General features: G+C 71.8%; 20 protein-coding genes. 4 read left to right on the top strand and 16 right to left on the bottom strand.

The window, feature by feature from the left end:
- Positions 1-60 precede the first annotated feature (60 nt).
- From Gocc_RS10755 to Gocc_RS10710, 10 genes are all read right to left on the bottom strand, one after another.
- Entirely contained in the window at positions 61-1,548 is a 1,488-nt protein-coding gene (locus Gocc_RS10755) for a sensor histidine kinase (RefSeq protein WP_114796572.1), read from the bottom strand.
- A gap of 126 nt (positions 1,549-1,674) precedes the next feature.
- Complete coding sequence (locus tag Gocc_RS10750) at positions 1,675-2,466, bottom strand: DUF192 domain-containing protein (protein ID WP_114796571.1); 792 nt, start codon at positions 2,464-2,466, stop codon at positions 1,675-1,677.
- A gap of 1 nt (position 2,467) precedes the next feature.
- Positions 2,468-3,385, bottom strand: a complete 918-nt coding sequence (locus tag Gocc_RS10745) for a type II secretion system F family protein (RefSeq protein WP_114796570.1) — start codon at positions 3,383-3,385, stop codon at positions 2,468-2,470.
- The gene (locus Gocc_RS10740; RefSeq protein ID WP_114796569.1) at positions 3,386-4,369 is read right to left on the bottom strand and encodes a type II secretion system F family protein; all 984 of its coding nucleotides are present in this window, start codon (positions 4,367-4,369) and stop codon (positions 3,386-3,388) included.
- A 43-nt stretch (positions 4,370-4,412) separates the two neighbouring features.
- Complete coding sequence (locus tag Gocc_RS10735) at positions 4,413-5,759, bottom strand: TadA family conjugal transfer-associated ATPase (protein WP_114796568.1); 1,347 nt, start codon at positions 5,757-5,759, stop codon at positions 4,413-4,415.
- Positions 5,760-6,947 carry a CpaE/TadZ family protein gene (locus Gocc_RS10730; protein WP_114796567.1) on the bottom strand — a complete coding sequence of 396 codons (1,188 nt, stop codon included), beginning with the start codon at positions 6,945-6,947 and terminating at the stop codon, positions 5,760-5,762.
- A gap of 184 nt (positions 6,948-7,131) precedes the next feature.
- On the bottom strand, positions 7,132-8,898 hold the full coding sequence (locus Gocc_RS10725) for a pilus assembly protein TadG-related protein (protein WP_147281275.1): 1,767 nt from the start codon (positions 8,896-8,898) through the stop codon (positions 7,132-7,134).
- The gene (locus tag Gocc_RS10720; RefSeq protein WP_181813582.1) at positions 8,877-9,350 is read right to left on the bottom strand and encodes a TadE/TadG family type IV pilus assembly protein; all 474 of its coding nucleotides are present in this window, start codon (positions 9,348-9,350) and stop codon (positions 8,877-8,879) included. Before Gocc_RS10720 ends, Gocc_RS10725 begins: the two co-directional genes overlap by 22 nt.
- Positions 9,351-9,573: 223 nt before the next feature.
- A complete protein-coding gene (locus Gocc_RS16220; RefSeq protein WP_181813581.1) occupies positions 9,574-10,089 on the bottom strand; it encodes a Flp family type IVb pilin in 516 nt (171 codons plus the stop codon).
- Between the two features lie 194 nt (positions 10,090-10,283).
- Positions 10,284-10,502: a Flp family type IVb pilin gene (locus Gocc_RS10710; RefSeq protein ID WP_220150574.1), complete on the bottom strand. Its 219-nt coding sequence runs from the start codon at positions 10,500-10,502 to the stop codon at positions 10,284-10,286.
- A 202-nt stretch (positions 10,503-10,704) separates the two neighbouring features.
- Here Gocc_RS10710 and Gocc_RS10705 point away from each other — a divergent pair, with 202 nt between their 5' ends.
- Positions 10,705-11,814 carry a glycosyltransferase 87 family protein gene (locus Gocc_RS10705; protein ID WP_181813580.1) on the top strand — a complete coding sequence of 370 codons (1,110 nt, stop codon included), beginning with the start codon at positions 10,705-10,707 and terminating at the stop codon, positions 11,812-11,814.
- Here the strand turns inward: Gocc_RS10705 and Gocc_RS16215 are convergent.
- Both Gocc_RS16215 and Gocc_RS10695 read right to left on the bottom strand, forming a co-directional pair.
- Entirely contained in the window at positions 11,751-13,244 is a 1,494-nt protein-coding gene (locus Gocc_RS16215) for a hypothetical protein (RefSeq protein ID WP_181813579.1), read from the bottom strand. The genes Gocc_RS10705 and Gocc_RS16215 overlap by 64 nt on opposite strands.
- 31 nt (positions 13,245-13,275) lie before the next feature.
- Complete coding sequence (locus tag Gocc_RS10695) at positions 13,276-13,908, bottom strand: response regulator (RefSeq protein WP_114796563.1); 633 nt, start codon at positions 13,906-13,908, stop codon at positions 13,276-13,278.
- 134 nt (positions 13,909-14,042) lie between these two features.
- Between Gocc_RS10695 and Gocc_RS10690 the strand changes: the two genes are divergently transcribed.
- Together Gocc_RS10690 and Gocc_RS10685 are read left to right on the top strand one after the other, a co-directional pair.
- On the top strand, positions 14,043-14,333 hold the full coding sequence (locus Gocc_RS10690) for a zf-HC2 domain-containing protein (protein WP_114796562.1): 291 nt from the start codon (positions 14,043-14,045) through the stop codon (positions 14,331-14,333).
- On the top strand, positions 14,330-15,829 hold the full coding sequence (locus tag Gocc_RS10685) for a dihydrolipoyl dehydrogenase family protein (RefSeq protein ID WP_114796561.1): 1,500 nt from the start codon (positions 14,330-14,332) through the stop codon (positions 15,827-15,829). Before Gocc_RS10690 ends, Gocc_RS10685 begins: the two co-directional genes overlap by 4 nt.
- 4 nt (positions 15,830-15,833) lie before the next feature.
- On the opposite strand, the gene Gocc_RS10680 is transcribed toward Gocc_RS10685, so the two are convergent.
- On the bottom strand, positions 15,834-16,430 hold the full coding sequence (locus Gocc_RS10680; protein ID WP_114796560.1) for a TlpA family protein disulfide reductase: 597 nt from the start codon (positions 16,428-16,430) through the stop codon (positions 15,834-15,836).
- Positions 16,431-16,585: 155 nt separating this feature from the next.
- Between Gocc_RS10680 and Gocc_RS10675 the strand changes: the two genes are divergently transcribed.
- The gene (locus tag Gocc_RS10675; protein WP_114796559.1) at positions 16,586-17,317 is read left to right on the top strand and encodes a cytochrome c biogenesis CcdA family protein; all 732 of its coding nucleotides are present in this window, start codon (positions 16,586-16,588) and stop codon (positions 17,315-17,317) included.
- Here the strand turns inward: Gocc_RS10675 and Gocc_RS10670 are convergent.
- The 3 genes from Gocc_RS10670 to Gocc_RS10660 are packed head-to-tail and all read right to left on the bottom strand — an operon-like array spanning position 17,298 to position 20,474.
- Entirely contained in the window at positions 17,298-18,173 is an 876-nt protein-coding gene (locus Gocc_RS10670) for a CDP-alcohol phosphatidyltransferase family protein (RefSeq protein ID WP_114796558.1), read from the bottom strand. The two genes, Gocc_RS10675 and Gocc_RS10670, sit on opposite strands and share 20 nt — an antisense overlap.
- 4 nt (positions 18,174-18,177) lie before the next feature.
- Positions 18,178-18,966, bottom strand: a complete 789-nt coding sequence (locus Gocc_RS10665) for a class I SAM-dependent methyltransferase (protein ID WP_114796557.1) — start codon at positions 18,964-18,966, stop codon at positions 18,178-18,180.
- Complete coding sequence (locus Gocc_RS10660) at positions 18,963-20,474, bottom strand: radical SAM protein (RefSeq protein ID WP_422717996.1); 1,512 nt, start codon at positions 20,472-20,474, stop codon at positions 18,963-18,965. The genes Gocc_RS10665 and Gocc_RS10660 overlap by 4 nt, the downstream gene beginning before the upstream one ends.
- Positions 20,475-20,598 lie beyond the last annotated feature (124 nt).

Genomic DNA, 20,598 nt, shown 5'->3' with positions numbered 1-20,598 from the left:
CCTGCGGCCGGCGAGCGGGTGTCCGTTCCCCTCGATCGAGTGAGGCGGTCGCGGCCCCGGCTACCGCCGCCGCTCGCCGGCCGCGCTGAACGGCCCCCACCGCGGTAGCGAGAAACGGAGCGTGGTCGGGCCGCCGGGGCGGCTGTCGATGTCGAACGTCCCGCCGAGCAGGCGCACGCGCTCGCTGATCCCGACGACGCCGAGGCGCCCCCGCTGTGCCGCCCGAGCGAGACCGCGGGCCACCTCGAACCCCTGGCCGTCGTCCGTGATGCTCACCTCCGTGGTGGAGCGCCGCGTGCGTACGACGACTTCGGCCGCCGTCGCGGCGCTGTGCTCGCGCACGTTCGAGAGCGCCTCCTGGACGGCGCGGAAGATCACGATGCGCTGCGAGGCGGTGAGAGCGCCGACGTCGCCGCGGACATCGACGCGTGCGTCGATGCCGGTCCGCCTCGTGAACGCCTCGGCCTCGCGATGGAGCACCTCGCCGAGCGGCCGGGAGACGGTGCTCGTCGTCTCGAGCGACTGGGCAGTTTCGCGCAGGTCACGGTCGAGCTCGGCGAGCCTTGCGAGAGCGTCGTCGAACCGTCCCCGGGCAAGCTCGCGACGGCTCTCGAGGATGAACGGGTCGAGATCGCGCTGGAGCTGCTTCACCTCTGCGGCGAGCGCGAGGACGTCCTGCATCGGGCCGTCGTGGAGGTCGAACGCCAGCCGCGTGAGCCTGCGCTCGGCGGCGACGACGAGCGACTCCTCGCGCGTGCGGCTGCGCTCGAGCAGGAACTCGCGCTCGAGAATGGGTCCGATCGCCGTCGCGGCCTCGTGGAGGAACGCGGATGCCGGCGCACGGTCGGCGGCGGCGAGCCTGCCGACGACGGCGCCGGCACGTTGCCGGAACCGCCACACCGGAGCGGAGCGGATCGTCGACCGGCCGGCGACGCGGAGCGCGGACGAGCCGCGGAGAACGGCGCGCACCTCGCGGCGCACCTCGCGTCCGAGCTCGCCGGGGCCCAGGTTGAGCAGGCACTCCGCCTCGCCGTCGGCGCTGCGCCGCCACAGGGAGATCTCGTGGAAGATGCGCAGGTCGACGAGCGGCCGTAGCTGGATCCCGATCGCGACGAGCGGCGGCAGCTCGAACAGCTGCGGCGCGGCGAGCACGCGGCCGTAGAGCATGAAAGCCGCGGAGGCCGGCGTCACGCCGAGGATGCTCGCGAGCTCGGCGGCGGCGGCCCGCACGTCGGCGTCGGTCAGCTCTCCTTCGGCGCCGAGGGCGACGATCGCGTCGCCTGCGAACGTCAAGGCCGTGTGCGCCTCGGCGCTCGCAGCGTCGCAGCCGGCGGCATGGGCGAGCTCGGATCGCTCGCGCGCGGACCGCAGGATGCCGTCGAGCGGGTGGACGCGGTCGGAGGGGTGGCCGAGCAGCACCGCACGGATCCGTGCGAGCGCACCCGGCTCTGCGGCGGCCGCCGCGGCCCCGGCCGGCCGCCGATGTCCGCTTGACGCCGCTGTCGACGGCGGCAGCTTGGCCCGCCCGCTTTCGCCGTTCTCTGTCATCGAGCCCTCCTCATGGAGTCCTTCGTCCGCGGGCCGCTCCCGGGATCCACCCGGAGCCGTCGAGCCGAAGCGTGGCTCAGCAACGGCGATCCCGCAAGGGGGATCTTTCGCGACGGGCCGGCAGGGTCAGGCAGAGGGGCGCTCGTACGCCGCCTCGGCTGCGAGCGCGGCCGTGATCGCCGCGACCAGCTCTTCGGTCTCGTTCCACTTGTCGTAGATGCGAACTCCCACGGCCGCGCGTGCCGCGACGTCGGGAGCGCCGACGAGGAAGATCGGCACGTCGGGGCTCAGCGCCCGCGCCGCGTTCGCGGTCGCGAACCCCGCGGCGGCCTCCTCGTGGACGTCGAGCACGATCAGATCGGGCCTCTCGGCCGCGTCGAGCGCGCCCACGAGGGCGTTCGGCTGGACGCTGCCGATCAGGTCGATCCCCTGGCCGTCGAGCAGGAAGCGCGCGAGCTTGAGGAAGCGCGCGTCGCGGCTCGCGAGGAGGCCGCGCGAGCGCCTGCTCTCGCCGAATTCCGGTGTCGCGGCAGTCGGGCCGGGGGGCGCCGCCGGCGTCGCCGACGCCCAGGCGACGCGGTCGCCCACACGGAGGCCTCTTCGCTCGCACTCGCCGGCCCGCAGCTCGACGACCTCCCGCGAGCCCCGGCAGGACGCGGTGCGGAACGGTCGCACGGAGGCCGCGACGCGAAGCACGCGCAGGTCCTGGTCGAGGAAGACGACGTCGATCGGGAACTGCATGAACGCGGTGTGGATCGAGAAGGATGGGCGCAGCACGACACCCTCGTCGCTCTGCACCGATCGGCGGAAGAGCAGTCCGCGCATGCGGCGGAGCATCGTGTCGGCGACCCTGACCCGCTCGCAGACGATCCTGCCGTCTTCGCGACGGAGTGTCAGCAGCCCGTGACGGCGGCGCACCTCAGCTCCCGAGCGTGTTCTTGATCGAGATCAGCGCGGGCAGCAGAAGGACGACGAACATGGCGGGGAAGATGAGGAACACGAGCGGGAAGAGCATCTTGATGGGCGCCTTCTGGGCCTGCTCCTCCGCCCTGGCCTTGCGCTTCTTGCGCATCTCCGCTGCGAGGTTGCGAAGGATCTGGCCGATCGAGACGCCGAGGAGCTCGCCCTGCACGATGGCTCGCACGAACGAGCGGATGCCCGGCGTGTCGGCACGCTGGACGAGTCCCTCCAGCGCCTCGGCCGAGGATCGACCCATGCTCTGCTCCTGCAGCGTGAGGCGAAGCTCCTGGGCGAGAGGGCCGTCGAGCTGTTCGGACGCCATCCGCAGCGACCCGACGAAGCCGATGCCCGCCTCGACGGTGACGACGAGGAGGTCGATCAGGTCGGGCAGGGCCTTGTCGATCTCGTGGTAGCGCGTCTTCAGGCGCCGCGCCAGCACGATCGAGGGGAGGGCCCAGCCGAACAGTGCCGCCACCGGCAGCCCGACGACGTAGATGACGGGCTTGACGCCGGAGAAGGCGCCGAGGACGGCCCAGAGCCCGAGGCAGGAGACCGCCCCGATTCCCTGCGCGGCGAAGAACGTTCGTGGGGTGACGGTGTAGAGACCCGACGAGACGAGCTTCGCGCGAATCGCTTCCTCGCGTTGCGGGCCGTGGCGGGCGGCGATCGCGTCGCCGAGCAGCGAGACCAGATCCGCGGCCGAGCGCGGCCGCCGCCGCTCCTCGCGCTCTTCGAGCGGCCGGCCGGAGAAGCCGTACTTGCCGATCTGCCCGAGCGTGCGCCGCGTGCCCGAGGTCGGTCGCACGAACACCCAGACGATCGCCGCGACCGCGGTCGCGAGCAGGAAGACGGCGACGGCGAGCGCGAGCGTGGTCATCTAGACCTCGATCTCGACGATGCGCTTGATGATCAGGGATCCCGTCACGACCATGAGGGCGGCGACGACCATGGCGAGCTTGCCTCCGGTCGTCTCCCAGAGCGGGCGCAGGTAGTCGCGGTTGATCGAGTACATCGCGAGGAACAGGCCCACGGGGAGGAGCGAGACGATCCAGCGGGCCATCCTGCCCTGTGCGGTGAGGGTGCGCACCATGCGCAGCAGCTCCATCCTGTTGCGGATGTTCTCCGACACCTGGTCGATCACCTCCGCGGCGTTCGTCCCCGCCTCGCGCTGCAGCCGCGCCACGAACGCGACCTGCTCGAGGTCGCGGTTCTGCATCCGCTGCGCGACGACGTGCAGCGCGGCGTCGAGGGGGACGCCGAGCTGCTCGTCGGCGAGTGCCCGCCCGAGCTCGCTGCGCGACGGCTCGTCCGCGGCTTCGACGGTCACCGACAGCGCCCCGACGATGCTGTGGCCTGCCCGCAGCGCGGACGAGACGACGTCGAGGTTGTCCGGCAGCTGCTCCACGAACGTCTTCCGCGTTCGCCTGACCCGGGCCGAGACGTACGCCCGCGTGCCGAGCGGCCCGAGGAGGCCGGACGCCAGGCCCCAGGGCGTGCCCAGGATCAGCGCGACGACGAGGCCGAGCAGCGCGGAGCCGGCGAGGGTGAGGAGGACGATGCGGGCCGAGGAGACGTCGATGCCGGCGATCTCGACCTCGGGCGCGAGGAGGTTCCTGACGCGGCTCTCGGGGGTCGGCTGCTCCTGCGGCCGCCCTCCGTCCCGCCCGGACGGCGCCGCCTTCGCGACCGTCGCGAGCGCGTCACCGGGGTCGGCGACGAACTGCGCGACGCGCCAGCGGACGCTGCGCCGCCGGCGCTGGTCGTTGACGACGAGCACGGTCGTCGCGACGACCATCGTCAGGACGGCGCTCGCGAGGACGATCCCGGCGGTTCCGCCCAGGGTCGAGGCGACGACGTTCACGACGGCGCCGGCCCCCGTGCCCGCCTTCCGCGCAGGTCGGGTTTCATCGCCGCTCTCGCTTCTCGCGCATGCCGCCGTATTCGTCGCGCACGAAGAGGTCCGGCGAGACGGCGATCGAGCGCCGCTCGAACTTTCCCATCTGCCCCGGTCGCAGGCCCGTCGGCAGCAGGGCTCCGTTGACTCTCCGGTCGATGATCGAGTCGACGTGGAACTCGAAGATGTCCTGGAGCGTGATCACGTCGGCTTCCATCCGCTGCACCTCGGTGATGAGGGTGATGTGCCGGGAGCCGTCCTCGAGCCGCTCGAGATGGATGATCAGGTCGAGCGCGGCCGCGAGCTGCTGGCGGATCGCGCGCATCGGGAGGTCGAGGCCCGCCATCAGCACCATCGTCTCGATGCGTGCGAGCGCGTCGCGCGGGGAGTTCGCATGCACCGTCGTCAGCGACCCTTCGTGGCCGGTGTTCATCGCCTGGAGCATGTCGAGGGCCTCGGCGCCGCGAACCTCGCCGACGATGATCCGATCGGGACGCATGCGCAGCGAGTTGCGGACGAGGTCCCTGATCTGGATCTCGCCGTCGCCCTCGATGTTCTTCGGGCGCGACTCGAGGCGGAGCACGTGGCTCTGGTGCAGCTGCAGCTCGGCCGCGTCCTCGATCGTGACGATGCGGTCGGTGCTCGGGATCGCGGCCGAGAGCGCGTTCAGCAGGGTCGTCTTGCCGGTTCCCGTGCCGCCCGAGATGAGGATGTTGAACTCCGCCTGGACGCAGTGCGTGAGGAACGTGGCGGCCTTCTCGGAGATGGTGCCGATGCGCAGCATGTCGTCGAGCATCAGCCGCTTCTTGGAGAACTTGCGGATCGTCAGCAGCGGGCCGGAGAGCGACAGCGGCGGGATGATGACGTTGACGCGGCTGCCGTCGGGCAGCCGCGCGTCGACCATCGGCGAGGATTCGTCGACGCGGCGTCCCACCTGCGCGACCATCTTGTTGATGATCCGCCGCAGGTGCGATTCGTCGCTGAAGCGGACGGTCGTCTCGTACAACCGGCCCTGGCGCTCGATCCAGATCTCGGCCGGGCCGTTGACCATGATCTCGGTGATCGTGTCGTCGGCGAGGAGCCGCTCCAGCGGGCCGTAGCCGAGGATGTCGTTGGCGATCTCGCCGGCGAGACGCTCGCGCGCGTCGCGCGAGATGCCGACCTCGTCGGCGAGATTGCGCCTGATGTCGACGGCCACGCGCTCGCGCAGTGCCGCCGGGTCCGTCGCGACGTCGGAGAGCTGCGGCCCGAGCTCGGAGATCACCCGCATGTGGATGCGGTTCTTCAGCTCGGCGAACGGCTCGAGGTTGGCGGGTGCGACCGGCCGCGCGGCCGTGAGGCGCTCGTGCAGCTCCATCTACTTTCTCCTTCCGAAGACGCGGAGCCCGCGTGTGGCGCCGGCCGCGGCCACCGGCTCCGCTATCTCCGCGTCGGTGTAGAACCCCGCGAGGCGGCGGAAGGCGACGGCCGCCGCCGACTGCGGCCGGGTGGTGACGATCGGCACCCCTTCGTTGACGCTGCGGGGGATCTCGCGGTCGCTGGGGACGAGCACGTCCGGCGGCCGGCCGAGGACGGTGCCGACGTCGCCCGTCGAGATGCCGACGCGGCTGTGCGCGCGGTTGAGCACGAGCCGGATGTGGTCCGGGTCGTAGCCCATCAGCTCGAGCGTCTCGAGCCCGAGCTTCGTGTTCTTGAGCGAGAGCGAGTCGAGCATCCCGACCATCACGAGGTCGGTCGCGAGGTCGATCGAGGCGATCACCTCCGGCGTGAAGCCCGGCGGCGTGTCGACGATGACGGCGTCGTACGTGTCCCGCAACAGTGCGTACACCTCGCGCACGGTCTCGACCGAGACGGCGCTCGACTGGTCGGGCCGGCTCGGGGCCAGCAGGGCGCGGACGCCGGAGACATGGGTCGCCATGTGCGCGTCGAGCGCGGCGGCGTCGATGTGGCCCGACGCGGCCACGTCGTAGATCGTCTTCCCGGGTGGGAGGCCCATGCAGAGCGCGATGTCGCCGAACTGCAGGTCGAGGTCGACGATCGCGACCCGCTCGCCCGCGTCCTGCATCGCCACGGCGAGGTTCGTCGAGGTCAGGGTCTTGCCGGTGCCTCCCTTCGGTCCGAGCACGACGACCAGCCGACCCGTGTCCGAGCCGCGCACGCGCGCGCCTCCCCGGCGGGCGAGCGCCTTCTGGATCGTGAACGAGACCGCCTTCCCGGGCTGGGGGAGTATCAGGATGTCCTCGGCGCCGGCCTCGAAGACGCGCTGGACGAAGCCGTTCGACGACCCCTCGCAGAGGACGATGACGGGCCGCTCTCCGTCCTGGTTGACGGCGCTCTCGATCAGGTAGAGCACCCGGTCCGAGTACCCCTCGCAGGCGATCAGGAGCGCGTCGCAGTCCGTGCTCTCGAGCGCACGGCCGGCCGCGTCCATGCCCTCGACGACGCTGACGACGTCGACGTTCGCGTCGTCGGGCAGCGCGCCGAGGATCCGGTCGTGGCTGAGACCGGCGTCGAGGACGACGAGCGTGCGGATCGCGTTCGCCACGCTACGCCCTCCCCGTCCCGCGGCGGGGTGTCCTCTCGTCCGAAGGGCGCCCGGGATGCGCCGCCGACACGCTGCTCACCGTCTGCTGCATCTCATCTCCATTTCCCACGGCCCCCGACGTCATCCGCCCGCCCCTTCTCGTTATCGCGGTTTCCGCTGCTCCTGTCTACCCGGGGCGTACGTCTCACCTTACGAGAACGGCGACGCACGCGGCCGAATCGCCGGGGTTGCAGGGCTCTGTGCCCGCCGTGCCGTTCGCGGACGGCAGCACGAGCTTGAGGAAGTGGCCCCAGACGGCGCCGCTCGCCGCATCGTCGGGTCGCGGGTCGTTCTGGCCGTTGCAGCGCGACGGGGCGCCGTCCCAGCCGGTGACGTAGAACGCGCCGAAGCCGGTGATCGGGTACTCGTCGTTGCCGTCCTGCTTGGCGGGGAGAGCATCGGTGAGGAACACGGTCACGAGCCGCGGGTCGCCGGGCGAGATGTTGCTCGGCCAGCGGTTGGCGGTGCAGCTCGAGCCCGGGGCCCAGCGCCGGTTGTAGTTGCTGTTGTCGTTCCCGTCCGAGAGCGTCGACAGCTCACCGTCGCCGATCCCTCCGAGGCAGTCGAACGGCGCCGTCGTGCGGCAGGGGGCCGTGCCGGACTTGATCTGGAACGGGCCGCTGCAGCCGTTGTCGAACTGGCTCGAGAGGTTGCCGGAGCCGCAGTCGGCACCCGCGTCGGGTGTCACGACCTCGTTCGGATTGAGGCCCCGCAGCGTGACGGTGATCTGGCCGAGGGGCTGCCCTGTCGCCCTCGCGTAGTTCTGGAGCACGACGTTCGCGATCGGGCCCTGGTTGGCGGCCGTGCCCGCCTGGATCCGCGCCTCCCCGATGGTGGAGTAGCTGCCGTTCGCCGTGTTGCGCGCCAGGATCTTGACGGGCTGGGCGCCGTTCGGGCCGACGCCGGTGCGGGGGTTGACGGTGAACGTTCCGGACCAGTCGTTGCCCGAGCCGTGGGTGAGGTTGAAGGGGTTGTCGTTGCCGACCTGTGCACGCACGAACTGGTTGTTGGAATTCGCGAAGGACACGGTCGCGGTCACCGTCATCTGGCAGGGCGCGCCGTTGCGCGGGATGAAGTACGGGTTCCCGTTCGTGCACGAGGAGGCGGCCGCCGGCTGCAGCCGGATGTTCGTGAGCCGCGGCTGCTGCCCGCTCGTCTGGACGCGCGTGACGTAGGCACTCTGCGGGTAGCTCGGCGCGCCCGAGCCGCAGCCGACCTTGATCGAGATCGGCGCGTCGGCACCCGGCATGGTGAACGACGGCGTCCCGCTCCACTGCGTCGTGCTGCCCCCGACGCGCGCCAGCGCGACCGTGCCGTTCGGGTAGGTCGCGCTCACGCACGAGACGGCGGCCGCGTCGGCGAGGACGAACGGCCGCATGCCGCTCGCGCTGCTCGCCCGCATCAGCGCCACGCGCGCGCGGGCGGCGATCGTCGGCGTCGGCACGCCGAAGCCGGCGAAGAAGCTCGCCACCCTGTTCTCGCGCGCGGCAACCTCGGTCCAGTAGCTGCCCGCGGGCGAGATGTCGTCGGCCGCGTGGGCGCTGCACGGCCCGCCGGCGCTGCCGTCGGCCGTGTCGAGGCTCGTCGCGTTCACCTTCACGGTCAGCTTGGCCGGGTCGTTGACGCTCGCGTTGTAGCTGCTGCCGACGCCGGCGTACTGCTTGGCGACGTTCGTGATCGCGGCGCCCGTCGCGTCGGGGCTGGTCGCGCAGTCCTTGAACAGCGTGCCGTAGGCGACGCCGGCGGCGAGCGCGGCGGCGTCGACGCGGTTCTGGAGCTGGCGCTTGTGGACCCACCAGTTCCCGAAGTCGATCGCCATCGCCATGATCACCATCAGCGTCGGCACGGCGACGGCCACGACCACGAGCACGCTGCCGCGCTCGTCGCGTCTCAGCTGGCGCACTTCACCCACCCGGCGAGCTTGTCCGCGGTCGGCGCCTGCTCGAGGCGCATCGTCGCCTTGCCGCGGATCGTGATGTTCATCACGTCGGAGAGCAGCTTGATCGGGTTCGGCGCCGCAAGGGCCACCGTGACCGCGTCGCCGACCTGCGGCTGGGTCGGGCTCGCGCCGTCGAAGCACAGCGTGATCCCGGACGAGCCGACATTCGTCTGCAGCTCGCCGGTGAGGATCTGGCTCCGGATGTATGCCTTGATATCGTCGCCCGTCGGCGTCTGGTTGCCCGGAACCCTGTCGACCGCCGCCCAGCGGGCGCCCTCGTTCGCGAGGTGGTTGAGGTTGAGCCAGTAGTTGAACGTCTTGCCGAACTCGAACAGCCCGACGACGAGCAGCAGCAGGAGCGGGATCACGATGGCGAACTCGACCGTCGCCTGGCCTCGCTCCCCCCGCACCGAGCGGTGTCGCACCGCAGTCCCCCTTCTCCTTGCGTCCGTCGCCCGCTCGTCTCCCGGCCCGATACGACGATAGACGACCTCAGGTTAGCGCCGCCGGCGTGGAATGCAACGTTTTCGGCCTGGTGACGGTTGTGGGGCGGCGGCCCGGATCCTCAGCGAGGGGTGACCGGTGTCCGGTCACCCCTCGCGACCGTTTCGGTCGTCGCCGACCAGGCAGGTGATCGTCTGCGCGTTGCTAGTCCTTGACCGTGAATTGATTCGTATCGCTGCCGACGTTGCCCGAACCGTCGGCCTGAGTGGCGGTCACGTTGTAGACGTCCTTCTTCTTGAGCTTTGGTGAATTCGGATGGGTGACGGACCACGTCCCGGCTCCGCTACACGTTGCGCTCAGCACGTACGGGCTGTTCGAGTCCGCATTGGGCCCGCTGACGTACGTCACCGTGAGGTTGATCGTCGTCAGGTCGCCTGCAGCGGTGCCACAGGTCCCCGAGTAGGTCGGCTTATCGTCCACATCCGTCTGACCGTCGGACGGCGAGTTGATCACGATGGAAGGCGGAGTGGTGTCGCCCCCTCCTCCGCCGCCGCCTCCGACCGCGACGGCGCTGATGCTGCTCCCCGCCTTGCTGAAGAGACCGGTGATGCTGCCCTTCAGGAACGTCAGGCTCGCGATCGCGCCGAGCGAGACAATCGCGATGATGAGCGCGTACTCGACGAGCCCCTGTCCGGACTCGCTCGCCCGCAGCCGCCGCACAGGGCTCCAAAGGCGGCCGGCCAGGGATCTCAACGAAGTTCTCATGTTGTAACGCCCCCGTTTTTCGTTTGTGTCTCCAGCCGGCCCCGCTCTCCCGCATCTCGCCGTGCCGCTCTGGCACGAAAGGCCGTCCTACACGATGGAATGGAAGCCGGCCCCCACGGGGCGGCTGCCATCCCATCGCAGACATCGATCTAGGGCGCGCCGACGGTGACGCCGTTGATGGTGCTCCCGGCCTTGCTGAAGAGGCCCGTGATGGTGCCCTTCAGGAACGTGAGCGCAGCGATCGCGCCGAGCGAGACGATGGCGATGATCAGCGCGTACTCGACGAGGCCCTGGCCGCGCTCCTCCTCGCGAACCTGGAACCACGCGTTCTGCAGCCGCACAGCCACCGCGTTGAGAACATCCTGCATGTGAAACCCTCCCCTGCCGCAGTTATCGACGTTCCGTCCATCCGCCGGAGCAAGAAGCGATGCGCTCCCCGGCCGCCGACGCTCTGTCACTCTGCGGCGCGGGGCCGAATCCGGCAACTGGCGAAAAGTCTAGGATCGTCTCGACCGGGATGCAATGCTGCAGCGCCCTGGCGGCGCGGGTGCGACTCCGTACGGTGAGATCGTGAGACTGCCGAGCAGGTCGTCTCTGCGAGGGCGCCCGTCGCCCCGCCGTCTGCGCGACCTCGTCCTCTTCCTCGCGCTTCCGCTGGCGATCGTGCCGCCCTTTCTCTCGTACCACTACCGCCGCGGTCTGCTCGGCGTCGACTTCGAGCGGACGCTGCTCCCCGCCGCGCGAGCAGTGGCCGCCGGAGCCTCGCCCTACCCCGGATTCGGCTACCCGCCTCTCGCCGCGTTCGCCCTCACGCCGTTCACGCTCGTGCCCGGGCCGGATATCGTCTTCGCCGCGCTCCTCGTGGCGGCCGTCCCGGCGTCGCTGTGGCTCCTCGGCGTGCGTGACTGGCGCTGCTACGGGGCGGCGTTCCTGTGGACGCCCGTCCTCGCCGCCGTCCAGACCGGGAACGTCACGATCCTGCTCCTGCTCGGCACCGCGATCTGCTGGCGCAGGCGCGACTCCCTGTGCGGCGTCGCCGCGGCGGGCGGCCTGGCGATCGCCGCCAAGATCCTCTGCTGGCCGCTGCTCGCGTGGCTCGCGGCCACGCGCCGGGTCGCGGCCGCCGTGTGGACGGCGGCCGTCGCCGTGGCTGTGACCCTCGCCCTGTGGGGGTTGCTCGGCTTCTCGGGCCTCGCCGGCTATCCGGCCAGCCTGAGCAGACTGGGCCGCTCGGTGGCCTCCGACAGCTACACCGTCAAGGCCATCCTCGTGGATGCCGGCGTGGATCCGGCTCTGGCGCGGGCGGCGTGGGCCGCCGTCGCGCTCGCAGCGCTCGTTGCCGCGTTCCTGCTCGGACGGCGCGGCGACGACCGGCGCGCGTTCGGCCTGGCCGCGTTCGCGATGATCCTCGCCTCGCCGATCGTGTGGCTCCACTCCTACGCGCTGCTGCTCGCGCCGGTCGCGGTCATGCGCCCCCGCCTGTCGCCGGCCTGGCTAGTGCCGATCGCGTTCGTCCTCGTCCCTGGCACGGGCAACGGCGAAGCCTGGCAGACCGCCACGGCCCTCGGGGTGGCGGCATCGACGGTGGCGCTCGCACTCGCTCCGGAGGGCCGCCGTCAAGCGGCCGCGCCGGCCGCGCTCGATCCGCGCGCGAGCACGACCATGCCGCGGCCGCGGTAGAGCAGACGCATTCCCTGCCGGCGCAGGATCGCGACCCGGCGACGGTCCTCCGTCGGATCGACGACCACGATCGGATACGCGGCCGCCGCTCGCTGCCAGCCGGGCCGCACGGCCTTGAAGAGCGCGAGCGTCGCCAGCTCGCGGTCGTCGAGGAGCTCGAAGCGGATGTCGTAGGCGATGCGGCCGCGCAACGACGGCACCTTCCACAGCAACCAGTCGGCGTGGCGGTCGCTCGGGAGCACGGCCCGGCCCGCCGGGAGGCCGGGCAGCGCGGCTTCGACCGCGCGCGCGCCCTCGGACGACCATTCGCTCGCATACCAGCCGTCGCCGCGCGGCACCCACACGGCAACCGCCGTCGCGAGCGTCACGCAGGCCGCGACGCAGAGCACGAGACCGGTGCGCCGCCGCACCGGTGCCCGGTCGGGCGGGAGAACCGCGTCGAGCGCGACCGGCAGCAGCACCGACAGCGCGAGCGCGAACCAGACGATCCCGCGCGCGCTGCGCAGCGAGCCCGCGAGCGTGAGCGCGAGGACGCCGAGGTCGAAGAGCGACAGCCGCCGTCGCCCCATGACCGCGACCGCGACGGTCAGGAGCGCCACGACGAAGAACGCGATCTGGTAGCCGTGCGGCTTCGGCGCCTGCCATTCGGTGACCGCCTTCGCCACCGGACTGTCGACGAACATGAGCTTGTAGTAGCCGGCGACCGCCGTGCCGTACGGCGTCGCGAGGACACAGGCCCACGGCAGCAGCACGAGCGCCGCGCAGCGCCGGGCCGTCGCGCGGGTGGGGCGGCCCAGCATGAGCTCGCCGAGGCCGATGAGGCCGGCCCAGGTCGCGATCGCGGCGCCGAGGACGACCGACCCGTGGACGTTCGCCCACAGCACGAGGAGCGGGAACACGAGGAGCGTGCGGCGCCGCCGCAGCTCGCGATCGGAGGCGAGCAGGGCGAGCGTCACGACGAACAGCGGCAGCGCGACGGCCTGCGCCCGCAGCGTCCACGACCACGGAGCGACGAGCAGGCCGGCGGCGACGACCGGCAGCGTGCTGCGCGCGGTGGCGCCGCGCCGGCGCGCGGCGCCGATCGCGATCGCCGTGGCTGCCGTCACGAGGACGACGTGGAGGAGCAGCGTCGCCCGCAGCCCGGCGGCGGCGTAGGCTCCGTAGAAGGCGAGCTGGGCGAGCCACTGCTGGTCGGTCCAGGTGCGTCCGGACGGGATCACGGTGAGCGCCTCGCGGCCGGGAAGGCCGTGCTGGACGATCTCCCGCCCGGCGACGAGCGTCATCCAGCTGTCGCCGACGAGGATCTGCGGCGCGAGGCCGAGCAGCATCGTCCCCAGGGCCGCGACGAGCACGACGAGCAGGCTGTTGTCGACGCCGATCTCCACGAGGCGGGCCGCCCGGCCGCGGCTGCGCGACGGTGGAGCGACCACCGGCGACGTCTCGCGCGCGGATCCGATCGTGCTACTCGTCGCCGTAGAGCGGGCTCTCCACGAGCCCTTGCTGGTACGCGAGCCGCGTCGCCTCCGTGCGATTCTTGACGCCGAGCTTGCGGTAGATGTTCGTCAGGTGGAACTTCACCGTCTGCTGGGTGACCCACAGCTCCTTCGCGATCTCGTCGTTCGAGAGCCCGCGGGCAAGGGTCTTCAGGATCGACGTCTCCCGCTCCGTCAGGCCCGCCGCCCTGGCGCCGCCCGCCTCGGCCTCGCCGGCGAGCGGCGTCGCGCTGAACACGTTGCCCTCGATCGCCTGGCGCAGCGTGGAGGGCAGGTCGACCGGGTCGACGCTCTTCGAGATGTAGGCGCTCGCGCCCCGTCGCAGCGCGGCCTCGACGAGCTCCTGCGAGGTCGACGCCGACAGCATCACCACCTTGGTCGCCGGGTGGCGCCTGCGGATCTCGTCGAGGCAGGCGAGCCCGTCCATGTGCGGCATGCGGACGTCGAGCAGCACGAGGTCCGGCGTCGTGCGCGACACGATCGGCAGCACCTGGGTGCCGTTCTGCGTCTCGCCGACGATCTCGAAGCCGCCGTCTGCCTCGAGCGCCCGCCGGATCCCGTCGAGCATCAGCCTGTGGTCGTCTGCGATGACTACGCGCACCGGCGAAGTGTGGCAGACGGCTCGGTGCGCTCCGCCCTGCGCCGCAGCCGGCCCGGGCGCGGGCTCGAAGCCGTTGCACGACGCGATGCGCCCGTCTCGATCGGCGAGCGACCGCCTATCATCCGTGAATCGAGATGGCGGGCACAGGCATCGAACTGATCGTGAGCACGCTGATTCGTCCGATCAACGGATCGTGCGAGGAGACTCGCGACCGGCTCTCCGATCATCTCGAGGGCTCCTTGCCGCCGCGGCGCGAGCGGCGTGTGCGCAGGCATCTGCGCTACTGCCGGCGCTGCCGCTCGCTCTACGCGTCGCTCGTCCGCACCGTCGAGAGCGTTCGCGAGCTGGGTCGCCGAGATGACGCCGAGCTCTCCGGGTCTGCGGCCCGCGTGGTCGTCGAGCGAATCCGCCGCGAAGACTTGTGACGGATGCCGAGCCGGGGTGGCGCGGCGCTCGCCACGATCCGGAGAAGCGTCGGCTCCCGCGACCACCATTCTCGTTCGACGTCGCCGTCGTCGGCGGTGGAACGGCGGGGCTGACGGCCGCGCTCGCCGCCGGCCACGAGGGTGCCCGCGTAGCGCTCGTCGAGCGCGAGGGGCGGCTGGGCGGCGACTGCACCTACTACGGCTGCGTGCCGTCGAAGGCGCTGATCGACGTCGCGCAGGCTGCTGCCGACGCCGGCGAGCTCGTTCGCGCCGGCGTGCTGGTCGCTGAGCCCCGGCTCGATTTCGCAGCAGTCCGCGAGCGACAGCGCCGGATCGTGGCCGAGGTCGCCGCGGACGAGCGCGTCGACCGGTTCAGCGCGCGCGGGATCGAGGTGATCCACGGCGACGCGCGGTTCGTCGACGCGCATCGGATTCTCGTCGGGGAGCGGGAGATTCGCGCGCGGCGCTTCGTGATCGCGACCGGAACCGCCCCCGCCACGCCGGCTGTCCCCGGGCTCGATGCCGTGCCGTACCTGACGAGCCGCACGATCTTCGATCTCGAGGCGCTCCCCGGGCGCATGCTCGTCGTCGGCGCCGGCGCGATCGGCATCGAGCTCGCCCAGGCGTTCTCCCGCTTCGGGAGCCACGTCACCGTCGTGGAACAGCTCGAGAAGCTGCTGTCGCAGCACGATCCGGAGGTCGGGGCGCTCGTCGAGCGCTCGCTGCGCCGCGAAGGCGTCGAGCTGCGCCTGGGGCATCGCATCCGGCGGGCGTCACGCCGCGGCAACGAGGTGGCGCTCGATCTCGACGGCGAGACCGTGCTCGGGGACGTCCTGCTCGTCGCGACCGGCCGGACGGCGACGACCGCCGCGCTCGGCCTGGACGCGATCGGTGTCGAGACCGAGCGGGGGTTCGTGCGCGTCGACGAGCGCTGCCGGACGTCGGTGGCGAACGTCTTCGCGGCCGGAGACGTCACCGGCGGCTCGATCCTCACGCACGTCGCCGCCCACGAGGGTGCGGTCGCCGGCCGCAACGCGGCCGGGAAGAGGGCGAAGCGCGACCTGCGCGTCGTCCCGAGCGTCGTCTTCGTCGATCCGGAGGTCGCGAGCGTCGGCCTCTGCGAGCGTGAAGCGCGCGAGCGTCACGGGGCCGGGGCGGTGCGGGCGGTCGCGTTCCCGATGACCCGGGTCGACCGGGCGCGCATCGCGGGGCGCAGCGAGGGCTTCGTGAAGCTCGTGACCGCGAAGCGGCGGCTGCTCGGCTGGGCCGGCGGCGGCAGGCTGGTCGGTGCGCAGATCGTCGGGCGCGGCGCCGGCGAGCTGATCCACGAGTGCGCGCTCGCGATGCGCGTCGACGCCTTCGCCGGCCGCCTGGCGCAGACGATCCACGCCTATCCGACCATGAGCGTCGGCGTGCAGCAGGCGGCGAGCCGGCTGTTCCCGCTCGGGCGTTCCCTGGTCGAGGGCGACGACGACGGCGATCGTCGGCGGCTCTGAGGCATCACGCGCCTGCGAGCGCGGCCTGGAGCCCCTTTTCGAACCCGGCGAGGTTCGTCGCGCCGACGATCTGCGTGACGACGCGGTGATTGCGGTCGAGGAAGTAGGTCGTCGGCAACCCCTGGAGCCCGAGCGAGGCCGCGATGCTCCCGTCGGGGTCGAAGATGCTCGGGTGCGTCCAGCCGAACTGGCGGTAGAAGCCGCCGGCGTCGCCCTTCGTGTCCCGCTGGTCGATCCCGATCGTCTGCACCTCGGGGTGCCGCGCGACGAACGTGCGCAGATCTATGGCCTCGGCCCTGCAGCCCGGGCACCAGGAGGCCCACACGTTCAGCACGACCGGCTTCCCGGCGTAGTCGGCGAGGCTGATCGGCTTGCCGCTGATCGGGTCGGTGCCGGAGATCGACACCACCGAGCTCGAAGCGGTCTGTACCTGTACGGCCTGAGCCGGCCCGGTGTTGCGCGTCGCCAGCACTCCGGCGCCGACGAGCGCCGCGACCACGACGGCGCCGGCCGCGACCAGGAGCCGCGAGTGGCCGGCTGCCTTGCTGCTCGTGGGAGTTGCCTTCACGCGGCGCACCTCCCGTGCCTTCTTCTGGCTCATGCCCGGTTCCTTCGGTGTCGTGTCATCAGGCGTTTCGATGCGATCGGCGAAGGAAAGGATTCAGCGACCGCCGGCAGGCGCCTCGCGCCGAGCTCGCCCGCTCGCGCGGGGCGACCGTGTGAAACGTCTGCGCAGCGGGCGACATCAGAGCGAGCATGGGATCCGTCGTCTTCGCGATCGAGTTCGGCCCCGCCGCGCTCGTGGCCGCCTTCGCGGCCGGGTTCCTCTCGTTCCTCTCGCCGTGCGTGTTCCCGCTCGTGCCCGGCTACCTGTCGCTCGTCTCGGGCGTCGGCTTCGACGAGATCGGAGCGCAGCCGCGCCGGGTCGTCTCTTCAACCGCAGCGTTCATCGCAGGCTTCGGCTCGATGTTCGTCCTCCTCGGGGCCGGCGCGGCGTGGTTCGGCGACGTCCTCCTCACCAACCGCCGCACGCTCGAGATCGTCGCCGGCGTCTTCATCGCCTTCGCAGGCCTCATCTACGCGGGCGTTCCCCTTCCTCTGAGCCTCCTGCGCGAGAAGCGCTTCCACGTCGAGCGCCGCGGAGGGTTCGCGGCGCCGGCGGTGATCGGGGTGGCGTTCGGCGTCGGCTGGACGCCGTGCATCGGCCCGACGCTCGCGGCGATCCTCGCCCTCTCCGCCGCCGGGCGCAACGCGGGACAGGGAGCGATCCTGCTCGGTGTCTACTCCATCGGACTCGGGGTGCCGTTCCTGCTCTTCGGGCTCGGTTTCACGAGGGCGCTCGGCTTCGTGTCCGTGTTCCGGCGGCATCGCCGCGTCGTCGGCCTCGTCTCCGGCGGCACGCTCGTCGTCTTCGGGATCCTGCTCTCGACGGGCTATCTGACCCGTTTCACCGCGGGGCTCGCGCGCTTCAGCGGCTTCCAGATCTGAGAGCGCCCGCGGCCGGACCGGGTGCAGCGCCCGCGGCAGCCGGCGCGCGTGACCGCGCGACGGCGAGCGCGAACGGGAAAATCGACACGCCGGCGGCGATCGCGGCGACCGGCACACCCACATCCTCGCCGGCGAGCGCGAGCGCGAGCCCGATCGCGGCGGTCACACCGGGAGCGCGGGCGGCGTACCCCGGGGCGCGGACCGCGCCGGCGGCCTGCGGAGGAGACGGCGTGAGGACGTAGAGCCAGGCGACGACGAGCCACGGCACGGCGACCCGGGCGAGGATCAGCGCCGTCAGCCATGCCGGTATCGCGCCGATCCGCGCGGCGGCGGCGGCGAAGGCGACGGCGACGAGGCTGTCGAGCGAGCCCTCCAGCCACGCCCCGAGGCGGGTGCGCTCGTCGAGCCCGCGCGCGAGGGCGCCGTCGACGACGTCGAGAGCGCCGAACAGCGCCAGCGCGACGAGCAGCCCGCCGGCGTCCACCGCGAAGAGGATCGGCACGGCAGCGCCGCGCGCGACGGTGACGGTGTTCGCGAGGCCGAGCCGGCCGAGCGGGCGGCCGTCGGGCGTCTCCAGCATGCCGAGGTGCCAGTCGACCATCAGCATCGTCGCGACGAGCCACCCCGCCCCGGCGAGGCCGAGCGCGGCGTGTCCCAGCACGGCCGGCACCGCCCACGCGGCCAGCCCGGTGAACGTCAGCGCGAGCGTCTGCCGGTGCGCGCGCCGGTGCAGGCGGCGCTCGAGCGCGGCGCGCTCGAGCGCGGCGGCGAGGAAGCGCGCCCACGCGCGCGGGCGAAAGCGCGCCGCTCGCAGCTCGGCGAGCAGCTCGAGCGCCCAGCGCTCCCCTTCGGTCACCTCGTCACCGCCGCGCGACGACGATCCCGTAGCCGAGGGCCCCGCGGTCGATCGCCTCTCGCACGGTCGGGATCAGCGCGAGGCCGCGCTCGATGCCGGGGCCGAGGTCGCGGGCGAGCCCGGGATCCAGGAGCCGGGCGAGCCGGAGTCGCGCCTCGACGCGCGCGACGACGTCCTTCACGAGCCTGTCCTGACGCTCGCTGTGCTCGACGACGAGGCCGGCCTGCTCGAGGAGCGCGGCGATCTCGTCGAGCGGCCGGGCATCGGCGACGCAGGCCGCCCATGCGCTGATCCCGGACAGCTCGGCCGGCAGCCGCTCGGGGTCGGCCGTCACGTCGGAGAGCGCAAGCCGGGCTCCCGGCGTGAGCACGCGGGCGAGCTCGGCCGCGGCCGTGGTCTTGTCGGGGAAGAGGCAGAAGGCGCACTCGCAGAGCGCACCGTCGATGCTCGCGTCCCCGAGCGGGAGTGACTCGGCGTCACCCTGGACGAAGCGCACGCGTGCGGCGACGCCCGCGCGCCTCGCCGCGTCGCCGGCAGCCGCGACGTTCTCGGCCGACAGCTCGACCCCGACGACGGTGCACCCGAGCTGTCGCGCGGCGAGGATCGCGCTCGTCCCCGGCCCGCTTGCGAGGTCGAGCACCGTCGCCGCTGCGTCGACCTGCAGCGCCGCCAGCAGCCGGCTCGAGAGCGCGCTCCCTCCCGGGTGAAACGTGTCCCCGAGCAGGAAGCGCGCGACCGGGCCGGAGTAGGTGGCGGCGCAGCACGCCTTGATCTGCGACGGGGCGAGCGTCACCGCCCCACCTTCCCCTTGCCCGCCGACGACCGGGCGGAGCGGTCGGCAACAGGCACCGTCTTCGAGCCGTAGCGCGTCAGCTCGAGCAGCGGCTGGAGAGGTGTCGCGTTCGGCACGAGGGTCGGCACCTCGACTCCCGACATCGCCGCCCGCACCTGCTCGCGGTACCCGACCGAGTTGTACGCACAGAACGGGATCAGCCGCCCGTCCGGCGTGATCTGCTCGACACAGCACTTCATCAGCTGCCGCACGTTGAGCGTGTACGGGTCCTGGAAGTCCTGCGCGACGATCATGAACGCGTGCCGCTCGATCGCCTCGAGCGCCTTCGGCAGGTCGATGCCGCAGCTCTCGCAGGCGAGCAGTGCCTGCTCCACCCCTGGCGTCGCCGAGGCGGAGAACATCTTCTCGAGGGCATGGCGGATCTCCAGGTCGGGGACGACGCGGTTGGCGGCGTAGTCGAGGTACTCCTCGACGTCGACGAGCCGGGCGATCGGGATGAACGAGCTCCCGTCGACGAGCCCGTAACACATGCTGCGGCACGTCGGAAAGCAGCACGGAACCGGGACGAAGTCGGAGACGGCGAGCCAGTCGGGCAGCTGGGCGGCGAGCGCGTGCATCACGTCCGCGTTCGTGAGCCGCTGCATCGGATCGAACTCGACATGGCGGCCCGCGTGCGTGACGGGCTGGAAGACGACGCCCATGACCGCGGGATGCTCGACGCCGAAGCGCACGATCGCGCCGAGCTCGTGCTCGTTGACGCCGCGCTCGACGGCGGCGACGAGCATCGCGCCGATCCCGAGCTCGGCGCAGTGGTCGAGCGCACGCAGCTTGTCCGCACGCAGGTCCCTGCCCCTGATGGCGCGGTGCGTGGACTCGTCGAAGCCGTCGAACTGGAAGTAGAGGTGCGCGCCGACCCGGGCCACCTCCTGCGCGAAGCGTCGGTCGCGGGCGAGACGGATGCCGTTCGTGTTCAGCATCACGTGCGTGATGCCGCGGGCGTACGCCATCTCGACGAACTCGATGATGTCCGGGTGGATCGTGGGCTCGCCGCCCGAGAACTGGACGACCTCGGGCTCTCCCTCCGCGGCGACGAACGCGTCGAGCATGGCGGCGACGTGCTCGCGCGTCAGCGAATAGCCGTCCGGCTGGTGTCCGGAGTCCGCGAAGCAGATCGGGCAGTCGAGGTTGCACGCCGTGTTGACCTCGATCACGCCCAGACAGGCGTGTTGCTTGTGCTCGGGGCAGAGCCCGCAGTCGAGCGGGCAGCCGTCCCGCACCTCGGTCTGGAACTCGAGCGGAAGCGTGCCGGGCTTGTTGAACCGGATCGTCGACAGGTAGAGGTCGGCGTCGGAGTAGACGAGGGCCTCGAAAGGCCCGTGATCCGGGCAGCGCTTTCGCATCACGACCTTGCCGTCGCGCACGTTCACCTCGGCGTCGACGACCCGCTTGCAGACGGGGCAGATCGATCTCGTCAGCTCGAGGAAGACCTCGTCGCGGTCGACGCGCACGGTCTCGCCCTCGGTCGTTGACATTCGTTCTCCTCCGCTCGGGTCGCTGCGCGGCGGGCCGCCGGCCGGACGGCCCGCTCGCCGCCGCTACCGGGTTCGATGCACGTGCGGCTGCGCCGATTCA

The sequence above is a fragment of the Gaiella occulta genome (assembly GCF_003351045.1).
GTDB lineage: Bacteria > Actinomycetota > Thermoleophilia > Gaiellales > Gaiellaceae > Gaiella > Gaiella occulta.
Note: the sequence above shows the minus strand (reverse complement) of the source record. Positions and strands in the feature narration are given on the sequence as shown.